Consider the following 12,823-nt stretch of genomic DNA (forward strand, 5'->3'; position numbering starts at 1 on the left):
AGGTGCCACCTGACCAAAGCGCTGAATTGCCTTAGTGCGCAAGGTATCCATCCCCGCTCGTAAATCTGTCGCCTCACTCACCAGGATGATTTTATCTAGTGCCAGTAGGCTAGACGCTTGCTCTTGAATTCCCACGCGTTGGGCGGTCTCGATACGCATTAAAGACGGCATTGATTTCTCCTAACATACACAAAACCTTAGTGTCGCGCAATTTAGGAGGAATGAATACATGTGTTCACCGGACGCTTACCACCCTACTCGATGTTGCCTAAAGAGGGAGGCATTTTTAATAGCACTGCTTCTCCGCTACCAGTGCCATTAAACGATTAGTAAGTCCCCTGTAAACGCAACCAGAACTGGCGACCTGGTTCGTTGATTTGTTGACCTACAATTGGGTTATAACCGGCAATATCGGCTGAGCTACGATTAATAAACTCACGATACGTGCGATTAAATATATTGTCGACCCCACCACTTAAACTGAAGTTTTTCGTTAACTGATAGGATACGTTGGCTGAAAACACTGTAAAGCCAGACGATGGTCCGTTATCGGTACCAACAATATTACCTTGACCTTTGGCGTAGCGATTTTGTCGAGCGACATTACGCATCAAGAAATTCGCCGATACGCTGCCGTTGTCATAGCCAATATAGCTATTGGCCTCTAATGGTGGTGTTTGTGCTAAGGCATGTTTATCGCTACGGTTTTGACCATGTGTGTAAGCGATTGAAGTTCCGATATGCCAATTTGCTACGAACTCATAATTTATATCACCCTCAAAACCGTAACGACGCGCTCTAATATTGCGTGCTTTGTCGGCATCAATCAGAATAAAATTCTCTAGTTGACTGGCAAACACGGTTAAGGACGCCTCTACCTTGTGACTGCGATAAATCAACCCTAAATCAATTTCGTGGTTAGTTTCAGGCTTGATAAACCAGCCATTAAGCTTATCACGCTCCCAAAAGTCTGGTGCCCGTTGAGCAATACCGTAACCCGCATAGAAAGTGAAGTTATTAATATCATGCTCATAGCGTAAGAAACCGGCACCCATATGGTAGGTTTTTTTCATGAGATCTGGATGGCTGTGTTTAAGTGCAACCCCTTTGCCCATCTCACCAAAATAGCGACCGGTGATACGATCATAGCGTAAGCCTCCAACGAGGCGTTGCACGTCGTTAAGGCGCCATGTGGTCTCAGCAAATAAACCCCACTGATTAAACTTCTGATTCTCTTTGCGATCCGCTTGTTTATAACGTTCGGCCATGGCACGATTCATGCCACGACCCATGCGTCCACGGTGACGATCCCACATAAAATCCAGACCTAATTCAGTGGTGGTATTAGCAAGCTCGAGGGTTGCTTTTAGGCGTGCAGTTTGCGTGCGACGATCGGGGTTCATCGCCATAAACATGGGTGCCGTGTGGGTACGGTGACGGTAGTTATCCATCACATGATCTACATAGCTGTAGCCATAATTAAAGCTTAGTTCAGACAGCCACGAGGAAATATTGCGTTTTTCTGCTCTGAGGCTAAAGGCATCTCGATCAAAAATCGAACCATCCATACCGCGGTCACCATAAGCAGCCCAACCTCTGGAGTGTTGATAGCCAAACTCAATCACACTATCAGGATCGGGCGTGATACCCAAAGCAAATTGTTGGGAATGACGCTGATAGGCCGAGTGTACGCCGTTACCATCACCGTCTTTATAATCTCGGGAGGTGTTGCGTGTCGCGTTGGCGTGGATATACCCCCAAGGCATGCCAGCCGTAACGGCGCCATAGCCATCAAAACGGTTAAAACTACCGACCGTGAGACTACCGTCAGCCTCAATGCCCGGCTCATCAAAATAGTATGGCTCACGATTAAACTGGACCGAACCGGCAATCTGACCAGGACCAGCCACAACGGTCTGAGGGCCTTTGGTCAAGATCACTTCATCATATGTTTGAGGAAAAATATAAGCCGTCGGTGGATCCATACGACCTGGGCAGCCACCAAAAAACTGACTATCATTAGAATAAATACCTAAACGTGAACCGCCTAAACCGCGAAACAGTGGCTCACCTGACATACCACCCTTACGAATTATGCCCATATTAGGAATGGCTTTTAGTAAACCTGCACCATCGGTTGCAGGCATGGGTTGAAAGGCACTTTTTGGATTTAAACAGACTGTATTCGGTTCATGGGTCGGTGCAACCATCACGACCAAATCTTGTAATTGCTGGACATTGGGCTCCTCAACTCCCTGCGCCCAAGCTACGCTAGAAAAAGCATAGGCTAAAACCAAAACTAATGGCTTATGCGAATACATAATATCCCTCTATCATTTTCTTACAAATTAACAAAGGATTATGCGTTATCTTAGGTGCTTTGACCATGCGACAAATTGTCGCACTGCTGCTTTTATTTTTTTACTGGCCGCTTATTCAGCATACGCTGCAAGGTTCGGCGGTGCATACCAAGACTTCTCGCAGTGGCGGAGATATTACCGTTATGACTATCCAATGCGTATTGAATATGCTCCCATGTTATACGTTTTAGTGAGGGTGTTTCAAAACCCTCGGTGTCATTAGTTTCCTCTGCCAAAACCTCACCCTCCAAGGCCTGCAAAATGCTGTCTACATTCGCGGGCTTGGGTAAATAATTGGTTGCGCCCATTTTAATGGCATTAACTGCGGTGCTAATGCTGGCGTAGCCGGTCAGAATTAAGATCTTAGTCTGTGGGAAATGTGCTAAGAGCTCAGGTAATAACCTAAGACCGCTTTCCTGACCTAAGTTTAAATCTAAAATAATTCCCTCAAAAGGTCCACTCTGCTGCAACGCTTGCTCACCTGTTTGAGCCCAGCGTAGCTCCAGGCCTTGACGCCCAAAGCCCCTGATTAATAAGGAGGCAAAGGCATCATTATCATCAATTAGCAGGTACGGGTGTAAGGACATCAACTACGCTCCAAAGCTTTGCAACACCGTTAAGGGTAAACGAATGGTGGCAATGACACCACCTTCACTGTGATTGCTTAATTCCAGACTACCGCCTAGTCGCGATAAGCTAGCATGCGCCAAACGCACGCCAAGACCTAAGCCAAAAGGTTTTTCAGACTCAACGATATTGAGTCCAGCTTGATTTAATTGCTGCTCACTTAAATGACCTTTACGGTTATAAATCGTGACGAGTAGTTCACTATCAGCATTAACTTGGGTATGCAACTCAACGCTTTGATCACCGGCATCGGCTGCGTTATTTAAAATATTGAAAAAAGCGTACCAGAAACTCTCGTGCAGTAAAACATGATAGTCTGCGGCATCATCATGGCCTCGCTGCCAAAGGCACTGCGCTTCTGGACGTAGATTGTGCCAGTGGCGTAAGCGCTCTTGCAGCTCCTGGTAGAGTAAAACTGCTTCTTCTTGAGGCGGTGTAAACTGCTTCAGACGTTCTAAGCTGGCCTTACTTTGCGCCAGTTGTGCAGCCATCAAAGCAACATCCTCTTTAGCTGAAGACGGTAAATTAGGGTGGCTATTGAGCTCTTCGTAGATGAGTTCTAGGTTATTCAAAGGGGTAGAAAGCTCATGCGCTAGCATCGCTGTTTGCATACCAGTCACTAACCAATACTCATTTTCCTGCTGTCGTTGATAGGCTTGTTGTAAATTTAGCTCGTGTCGACGTACGGTTTGGGCTAAATTGGAAATCCAACTCATCGCTAAAAAAGCGGACAATGAAAAGGTAATCCACATGCCAATGAGATGAAATAGCATGGAACTATCACCTTGCTCATCATGCGCGCCGTGCATAGTCATCGTGTGCTCAAAAATTGATAAAGGCCAGTAATGAAAAAAGAGCAATAAATAACACAATATCGCCGCTATGGTTAATCCTTGGGCAAAGCGTGGGCTACAAAACAAAGACGCATTAATGATGGGCAGAAAATACAAGACGGTAATTGGATTGGCTGCGCCACCGGTAAAATAAATCAGCTCACTCAGGAAGAAGACATCTAGCATCAGGCTAAATCGCATTAATTGTTCAAGCGAATAATGTCGCTGATAAGCGTAGAATAACAGCACGCTTACTACCGCCATGGACAGCGCAATCTGCAAAATGGCCAAAATAGGCAAATGCCATGGATTATCCCTAACTAAGCCATGGATAAGTAGCAACAAAAGCAAAAGACTTAGGACTAATCGCCCATAGGACATGAACTTTAAAAAGCGTGCCTGACTCGGCAGAGAGCGAATAAACCCATGATTTGCACGATGAGGCGATGTATGTTCGTTTAACATAACTTGATTACGACCGTCTAGCTTGATTGAAATTGTGGCCTATGGTCCTTGTGTCGGTATCGATATACTTAAAGACTGCATTGACTTCTCCTCCTATAAGACGTCAATGCAGGATTCAGTGAGGGCTTAGTTGTCTGCTGCTTTAGCGGCTGGGAGAATCTCAAATAAGACTTCTTTAGGACGACATAACCGCGTCCCAGCCTCAGTGACGACCACGGGGCGATTCATCAAAATAGGCTCTTTAACCATCCAATCAAGCAGCTCCTCATCGCTCCATTTTGCATTATCAAGATCATTTTCTTGGTAAAGACTTTCTTTTTGGCGCATAAAATCACGTATCGCAAGACCTGAATCAGCCACGAGTTTGGCTAATTGCTCTTTGCTTGGTGGTGTTTTTAAATACTCAATGACTTCAAGCTCCGCTGTGGTCGCATTAATCAGTGCTAAGACATTGCGTGAGGTGCCACAGCGTGGATTGTGGTAAATCGTGACTTTGCTCATAAAAATTCCTTACTAGTTAAATGACTCTATGTGATGCTAACACAGACAGTGGAATTTTATGCTGATCAGTTCGTTTTGTTATCCCCTTATCAGCCTCTATATTACTGCTATGCTAAGTTTAGTGAACAAGTACATAGGGATGCAGCTACCACTGATCATGACCGCAGCGCAACACAACCGAACAGGTGTACATGGGGCTTATCACGTGGAGTAAAGCGCTAGCGAGCACCGACGCAATACAACAAATCAAGGCAGGGCACGATACGTCGTTCGAATGAAAATAGTGTCTTTTTTGAGGGATAGCAAAGGGCTAAGTCCTTGCTTAGCCCTCAAGCCAAAACTAAGTTAGCTGTAATGAGCCCTTACTGGCCATGAGTAGATCCACCACATCCGGTGCCGTGATAACTTCATACTCGGGCTGCACGTCATCTAGCTGAATCCCTTGATGAATAATGCATGATTTACAACCCACAATCTGTCCACCAAGCTCGATAAATTCCTGCATTAAAGTAGTTAAAGCGGCAAAGGGCTCACCAATGTGAATGCCGTCAGCGGCGCCGGCTTTGGCGTAGTGAGAGGCATCCCCCATTAAGATCACAGTGCAACTATGTCCCTTTTTAAGGGCAGCGAGCGACATGGTAAAAGCGATTGTGGCTTTATTCGGTTTATCGGGACCATCAAAAACAGTACTAACGAAATCTGTATTGCGCATTGTATTTCCTCACGTAGAATCTTTTTACTTAAGTCGAATGGTTGCGTTACTCAGACCTTGATTTAGAAGGCAAGTGTAGTCGCAACTCATTATAAAGGTGAAACGCCGTCGTGCGTCAATGTAATGGCTGATATTTGATGTCGATGAGATTTTCTCAAACCCTGTACATGCCACCTCCGCTCGTGTTGTTTGAAACTTAAAAAGCTGAAACGGGATTAGTTGCTTTTGTGCAGTGAAATGTCGTCTACAATCAGGGCAATCTTATTTATCTGATGTGTAAAATAATTGTAAGAATGATATCAAAATATTAACAGCGAAGGCGATATTTGACCAGCTGGCTTCGCTTGACATGTGTAGTTTGGGCAACAACGCTAAGGGCAATTCGCAATCTCAAGGTAAACTCTAGTTTTATGTGGCTTTTATTTAAGAGAGGATTGCTTATGTTCCAATCTTTATCCTACACCCGATGTATTTAAGTAATGAAGCAGACCCTAGATTCACTGAGTTTTAAAAAATACCCTTCCACAACGGCATTGCAGTGCTTTGAGTCATCTGCTCGATATTTGAGTTTTACTAAGGCAGCACAGGAGCTGAATATGACACAAAGTGCGGTGAGTAAGCAGGTGTCGCAGCTGGAGGAAATGATCAATACACCACTGTTTTATCGAGCTGCACAACGTATTTTTTTAACACCTGCCGGTAAAAGGTACTACCTTGAGATTTTAGATGTTTTAAAGCATATTGAAGCGGCTACCATCTCCTTGATGTCAACTGCCGACAACGTAGAAACGCTAAAAATAACGTCTCATCCGACCTTTTGTGCACGCTGGTTGGTGCCAGCGATGCTTGGATTTAATCAAGCCTATCCTTTAATTTCTGTTGAAATAAAAGAGCAAGTGGGTCCTTTTTTCTCTGAAAAGCATGATGTCGATATCGCTTTTTTATATGGTAGCGGTGTGTGGGCTGGCATGCACTCAATTAAGTTATTCGATGAGCACTGTGTGGCAGTCTGCTCACCAGCCTATTTAGAAAAAATAAGCTCACCCGGTCTGGGGGTGAATGATGTGACCTTGCTGCATCTGATCTCTAGACCTAGCGCTTGGCATGATTACTTTAAGCAGCAATCAATTAGTATTGAAAATAACTTTAATGGTCCTCGCTTTGATACCTTTTATGCCATCATCTCCGCAGCATTAATGGGCTATGGAGTCGCACTCGTTCCTCAGCGGCTAGTGGAACCTGAAATGTTGAGTGGTCAATTAGTCAAAGTGTGGGATTACATCGCTAAGGGTAATGGTTCCTACTATATGTCATATCCTTTATCTTTAGATAATAGTTATCGGGTCAAGGCGATGTTGAACTGGATTACTAAGTACCTAGAACAACATGCTGAGATGGATAGACCTTAGTCGCTAAGTATTTAAATGCGCATAGCCATAGCAAAAGGAATGCATGGCTAACTTTTATTCGTTTGTCTATGTAGGCTACATCTGTTCAAATGAAGCAAGATGATTTAGAGGATCTAAGAACGGATATGACGAATTTATATAATGTGGTAGATGCCTTTACCATGGTGCACCCGATTACCCTTATCAAGGGTAAAAATGCCATTGTGTGGGATGATCAAAACAAGGCCTACATTGACTTTGTTGGTGGTATTGGAGTGTTAAACTTTGGCCATTGTCATCCAAGCATTGTGGCGGCGATCCAAAAGCAAGCCGAGCATTTAATTCATTATGCCTACAATGCGGCGGGCCATCAGGCCTATCAACGCTTAATGCCACGTCTCTGTGAAGTGATACCCATCAGCGGTGGGTTGTCGGGTATGCTGACTAATAGCGGCGCTGAAGCGACGGAAAATGCGCTTAAAATTGCGCGCATGAGAACGGGTCGAGTGGGGGTCATTGCCTTTGATGGGGGTTTTCATGGCCGCACCCTGGCCTCTGTTAACTTAAATGGCAAGGTGGCACCCTATAAAACTGCCTTAGGTCCTTTGCCCGGTAGCGTCTATCATATTCCTTTTCCAAGTCCAGATAATGATATCCCTGATGAGCAGTCGATAGCAGCATTAGACCGCTTGATGACGGTTGAAACGGATATCAAAAATATTGGTGCCATCATTGTGGAGCCAGTACAAGGTGAGGGTGGATTCCAAGTGCTGTCCAAAACCTTTGCCAAGTATTTGCGCTCTTTCTGTGATGAGCATGGTATCTTGCTGATAATGGACGAAATTCAATCTGGCTTTGGTAGAACTGGGACACCGTTTGCATTTACTCATTTAGGGATAGAGCCGGATCTTATACTATTGGGTAAAAGTATTGCCGGCGGTCTCCCCTTGGGGGCGGTCATTGGCAAGGACTCGATCATCAATGGACTGCCTAAGGGTAGTTTAGGCGGAACCTACTCAGGTAACCCTGTCGCATGCGCCGCCGCTAATGCCACGCTTGATATCATGGCAGAAGGGCAGGTTTGGTTGTCAGCACAAGCATACGAGCAGAGCTTGCTAACTCGCTTTGCGCATTGGCAGTCTGAGGGGTTGTCTAACTGGTTGTGCAAAATAACAGGCATTGGTGCCATGCGCGGTATTGAATTGCGCCATCCCGAACAGGGTACTGCGCCAGAAATTATGACTCAGGTACTGTCAAGGGCGCGTGAAAAAGGCTTGTTACTGATGCCTAGTGGTAAGGATCGTCATATTATCCGCTTATTACCGCCTTTAACCATTGAGCCAGAGACTTTGGAAGCAGGCTTGGATATTTTAGAACACGTGCTCAGCACCCTCGCTGAGTAAAATTTTTATAAGAGACTACATAATCTTCGAGTATTGAGGTAATTCAGGATGAATGAGAAAAATTTCATGAGCAGCGATGATATTCGACTCAAGTTTTCACAGGCGATGTCGGCGATGTACCAAAAGGAGGTGCCACTGTATACCGATTTAATTGAATTGGTAGACGACGTGAATGAACTCGTGATGCAGCAGCAAGCAGATATTAAACAGCAGCTAATTAACACGGGTGAGCTTGAGCGTCTTGCTGCGGAAAGACATGGTGCGATACGGGTTGGTACGGCACAAGAATTAAATACGATGAGACGTTTATTTGCCGTGATGGGCATGCATCCAGTGGGTTATTATGATTTAACGCCCGCCGGCGTGCCGGTGCATTCTACTGCGTTTCGTGCATTGAGTACAGAGTCCTTAAATATCAGTCCCTTTAGAGTCTTTACTTCGTTATTACGCATGGAGCTGATTGAGGATGAGGCTTTACGCAATCAGGCCAAGCAAGCATTAGCTAAGCGGAATATTTTTACAGATAGAGTAGTTGAGTTAATCGAATGCTTTGAGGAGCAAGGTGGCCTTAGCCAAGAGCAGGGTGAAGAATTTGTGCTTGAAGCCTTAGAAACGTTCCGCTGGCATGAGTCTTCACCTATTAGCAAGGAATTATACGATCAGCTATTAAGTCAGCATGGATTAATTGCGGATATTGTCGGTTTTAAAGGCCCTCATATTAATCACTTAACCCCCAGAACCTTAGATATTGATTTGGTTCAAAAGGGTATGAGCCAGCGCAATATTCCTCCTAAAGATATTATTGAGGGTCCGCCGCGTCGTCAATGCCCCATCTTATTACGCCAGACCAGCTTTAAGGCGCTAGAAGAGGCGGTGAATTTCACGGGGGAAGAGGGCAGCACGGTGGCAGGGACTCATACGGCACGCTTTGGTGAAATTGAGCAACGCGGTGTGGCGCTTACGCCTAAAGGTCGAGTGCTTTATGATCAGTTGCTAAATGCTGCTCGAAGTCAGTTGGGCGTAACGCCAAATGCCACGAATGCGGATGAGTATTATCAATTGCTATCCCAGGCCTTTGAGGCGTTTCCGGATGACTATCACAGTATGCACGAGCAGGGACTCGCTTATTTCTATTATCAGGTAAATGAGGCTATGATAGACAAGGCGAGCTCACACCAAGCGATGGATGAGTTAATAAGCAATGGTGTATTACGCATTGAACCCATTGTCTATGAGGACTTTTTGCCCGTCAGTGCTGCCGGCATCTTTCATTCCAATTTAAAAGATGCCCAACAAGGGGGTTATCGTGAGAGCTCGAATCAAGATGATTTTGAAAAAGCGCTGGGTGCGCCGGTTCATGATGAACTTGAGTTGTATCGTATGATGCAAGAAAGGAGTAAGGAATACTGTATTGAGTATTTAAAAAAGCAAGTTAGCAAGTAGTTGAGCTCAAAACGTATTCATTCTCAAGCATTATCACAGTCTAGGAAGCAACCTTTCTTTAAAAAATCAGCAGGGTTGCTTCTGTGTTTTTAGGGTATATACATGTCAAAAGATAAATTAGTTGCGACCAAGGTTGAAAGCGTGACTCAAGTCCTTCGTGCCTTGCAGCAGAGCTACGGCTTTGATGAGAGTCAAATCAAGACTGATGAGGCTAGCCTCAAGCATTGGGGTAGGGACTGGACCGTACATTTCGAGCCCGCACCTGCTGCGATTGTTTTTCCCAAATCGACAGAGCAAGTTCAGGCGGTAATTAAGTTGGCCAATGAACATCAGCTCGTGCTTACTCCAAGTGGTGGTCGCACCGGCTTATCAGCCGGGGCAGTCGCCAGCAATGGTGAAATCGTTATCAGCATGGACAAAATGAACAAAATCGGTCGTTTTTTTGCTGCTGACCGAATGGTTGAAGTCGAGGCAGGAGTAATTACCGAACAACTACAGCAATTTGCTGAGGAGAAGGGGCTTTACTATCCGGTCGATTTTGCATCGGCAGGGTCTAGCCAAATTGGCGGTAATATTGGCACGAATGCGGGTGGCATTAAGGTCATTCGTTATGGTTTGACGCGTAACTGGGTCTTAGGCTTGACAGTGGTCACGGGCAAAGGTGATATTCTCGAACTTAATCGCGGCATGATTAAAAATGCGACCGGTTATGATTTACGTCATCTATTTATTGGTGCGGAGGGTACCCTAGGCATCGTCACAAAGGCACAAATTAAACTAGAACGGGCACCACAGAATCTTACCGTGATGGTATTTGGTTTGGAGGAGTTTGATCATGTGATGCATGTCTTATCAGCTTTCCAATCGCAACTTGATTTAACCGCCTTTGAGTTTTTTGATAAGGTTGCGCTTGATAAGTTGATGGCCACTGGCAATGTGCAGCGTCCCTTTGAAACGTCGAGCAATTACTATGCCTTATTAGAGTTTGAAGCGCCCTATGAGCCGATAATGGATAAGGCGATGGCTTTGTTTGAACAGTGTATGGAAAATGGCTGGGTGGTGGATGGTGTCATGAGTCAAAGCCTAGCTCAAGCCGCTGAGCTCTGGAAATTACGTGAGAATATTTCAGAAACCATCTCAGTCTTTACGCCGTATAAAAACGATGTCTCTGTTTTAATTAGCTACGTGCCTGAATTTATTAAAGAGATTGAATCCGTGATAAATGCGAATTATCCTAACTTTGAAACATGCTGGTACGGTCATATTGGCGACGGTAACTTGCATCTTAATATTTTAAAGCCCGAGGATTTATCTAAAGACGAGTTTTTTGAAAAATGTCGCACGGTCAATGATTTGGTGTTTGCTACCGTACAGAAATACGGTGGTTCGGTGTCTGCCGAGCATGGCGTGGGTATGACCAAAAAGCCTTACTTAGAATACAGTCGTAGCCACAGCGAAATTGAATACTTAAAAGCCCTTAAGGAGGTATTTGATCCAAACGGCATTATGAATCGTGGCAAGATTTTTGATTAGCAAAATATCAAGTGGCTCGTTGCGCTTTTGGTCTAAATAAGGTTGGTCAATGGGTGCAACGAGTGCTTAGCATGAAAAAAAGTGACGCTTGCATGCATATAATTCGTTTGTGGTTCAAATAGAGCTTAGTTAGTATTTGAAAAGACTTTTTTGTCGTTTTATCAACAATAGTCGCAGGTATTATCACTTATCAATCAGAGATAAGCGTTTGAGCTTGTATTGATGTGTTTACTCAGGCGCTTATAAGAAATAATAGGAAGAAAAATATGGGGGCAATTTGGCGTTGGTATACCAGCATGTCGTTTATGTTCAAAATGACTACTGGCTTTTTAATCGGTATCGCATTAGGGCTATTACTAGGGGAGAATAGTAGCTTTTTTCTGCCGTTAGGGACACTCTTTTTAAATTTATTAAAGATGATTGTTATACCATTAGTGGTTTTTTCCTTAATGGTCGCGGTCAATCACTCTAATCCGAAGGAGTTGGGGCGAATTGGTTTAAAGATTTTCCCTTTTTATTTGATTTCAACCGCTGTTGCAGTGGTTGTGGGGATTGCCTTAGCGAAGCTAACTAACCCTGGCGTTGGCTTATCGTTGCCCACCGATGTCGTGGTGCAAACGCCTGAGCGTCCATCCTTTATCAATACGCTGATCAATATGGTGCCAAGCAACACCTTTAATGCCTTTGCCCAAGGCGATATTTTAGCGGTGGTGTTTGTATCGGTGATTGCTGGTTTAGCCATTTTATTTATGCGGCATTCAGACGACGCAAAGCAAAAGGAGCTAGGTGAGTTTTTATTTAAGCTGACAGAAGCGTGTAATGAGGCGGTATCAAAAATTCTTGATGGCATTTTATTATATGCCCCGATCGGTGTCTTGGGTATTACAGCGAATACCTTCGGCACACAAGGACTAGATGTTGTGATCGCCTTAGGTAAGTTTATTGGTACCTCTTATTTAGGCGTTGCTTTACTGGTTGTTGTGGTCTATCCACTGATGATGAAGCCTTTTAGAATCCAGGTCATCAAATTTTATAAAGACATTAAAGAAGCAGCATTTACTTCCTTTGTCACGAGTAGTAGCCTTAGCACATTACCTATTACCATCAAATGTGCGGAAAAGGCAGGGATCGGTGAGCGTGTCGCCAAGTTGACCTTACCCATTGGGGCCACGGTGAATATGAATGGTACCGCTCTACGCTTTGGGGTTGCGGTTATCTTTGCCTCTGAAATTATGGGGATTAGTTTATCCATTCCAGAATTAGCGATTATCGTCATTATTGGTACGATGGCAGCGGTTGGTACAGCAGGTGTGCCGGGAGCGGGTTTAATCGGTATGTCAATTGTATTTACACAAGCAGGACTGCCGATAGAAATTGTCGCACTGACAGCAGGCATTAATATTTTAGTGGATATGATTTTCACCTTCGGTAATGTCGTAGGGGATTTGGTGGGCGCAAAGATCGTCGATCAAACTGAACGCCATAAGCGGCAATCTCAGGAGCAAATTTAGGCTGTTGATGTTTAATTGCTAAATCTCGCGATATCAGTCGCTTAGGA

General features: G+C 44.6%; 10 protein-coding genes. 5 read left to right on the top strand and 5 right to left on the bottom strand.

Going from position 1 to position 12,823, the window contains the following annotated elements; all coding sequences use genetic code 11:
* Positions 1–326 precede the first annotated feature (326 nt).
* The 5 genes from A3GA_RS0106000 to A3GA_RS0106020 form a co-directional block, all read right to left on the bottom strand.
* Positions 327–2,321, bottom strand: coding sequence for a TonB-dependent copper receptor (locus A3GA_RS0106000; RefSeq protein ID WP_018026489.1), 1,995 nt, complete (start codon positions 2,319–2,321; stop codon positions 327–329).
* Between the two features lie 92 nt (positions 2,322–2,413).
* On the bottom strand, positions 2,414–2,947 hold the full coding sequence (locus A3GA_RS0106005; RefSeq protein ID WP_018026490.1) for a response regulator transcription factor: 534 nt from the start codon (positions 2,945–2,947) through the stop codon (positions 2,414–2,416).
* Positions 2,948–2,950: 3 nt separating this feature from the next.
* A complete protein-coding gene (locus A3GA_RS0106010; RefSeq protein ID WP_040614122.1) occupies positions 2,951–4,285 on the bottom strand; it encodes an ATP-binding protein in 1,335 nt (444 codons plus the stop codon).
* A 126-nt stretch (positions 4,286–4,411) separates the two neighbouring features.
* Positions 4,412–4,786, bottom strand: coding sequence for an arsenate reductase (glutaredoxin) (arsC, locus tag A3GA_RS0106015; protein WP_018026492.1), 375 nt, complete (start codon positions 4,784–4,786; stop codon positions 4,412–4,414).
* 340 nt (positions 4,787–5,126) lie between these two features.
* On the bottom strand, positions 5,127–5,498 hold the full coding sequence (locus tag A3GA_RS0106020) for a DsrE family protein (RefSeq protein WP_018026493.1): 372 nt from the start codon (positions 5,496–5,498) through the stop codon (positions 5,127–5,129).
* A 479-nt stretch (positions 5,499–5,977) separates the two neighbouring features.
* On the opposite strand from A3GA_RS0106020, the gene A3GA_RS0106025 reads away from it, so the two are divergent.
* From A3GA_RS0106025 to A3GA_RS0106045, 5 genes are all read left to right on the top strand, one after another.
* A complete protein-coding gene (locus tag A3GA_RS0106025; RefSeq protein ID WP_040614124.1) occupies positions 5,978–6,907 on the top strand; it encodes a LysR substrate-binding domain-containing protein in 930 nt (309 codons plus the stop codon).
* An 89-nt stretch (positions 6,908–6,996) separates the two neighbouring features.
* The gene (locus tag A3GA_RS0106030; protein ID WP_018026495.1) at positions 6,997–8,289 is read left to right on the top strand and encodes a 2-aminoadipate transaminase; all 1,293 of its coding nucleotides are present in this window, start codon (positions 6,997–6,999) and stop codon (positions 8,287–8,289) included.
* A 48-nt stretch (positions 8,290–8,337) separates the two neighbouring features.
* Positions 8,338–9,732, top strand: coding sequence for a 2-oxoadipate dioxygenase/decarboxylase HglS (gene hglS, locus A3GA_RS0106035; RefSeq protein WP_018026496.1), 1,395 nt, complete (start codon positions 8,338–8,340; stop codon positions 9,730–9,732).
* Between the two features lie 102 nt (positions 9,733–9,834).
* Positions 9,835–11,265 carry an FAD-binding oxidoreductase gene (locus tag A3GA_RS0106040; RefSeq protein WP_018026497.1) on the top strand — a complete coding sequence of 477 codons (1,431 nt, stop codon included), beginning with the start codon at positions 9,835–9,837 and terminating at the stop codon, positions 11,263–11,265.
* Positions 11,266–11,531: 266 nt separating this feature from the next.
* Entirely contained in the window at positions 11,532–12,776 is a 1,245-nt protein-coding gene (locus tag A3GA_RS0106045) for a dicarboxylate/amino acid:cation symporter (RefSeq protein ID WP_018026498.1), read from the top strand.
* The last annotated feature ends 47 nt before the right edge of the window (positions 12,777–12,823 follow it).

Source organism: Oligella urethralis DSM 7531, from assembly GCF_000372065.1.
GTDB classification, from domain to species: Bacteria; Pseudomonadota; Gammaproteobacteria; order Burkholderiales; family Burkholderiaceae_B; genus Oligella; species Oligella urethralis.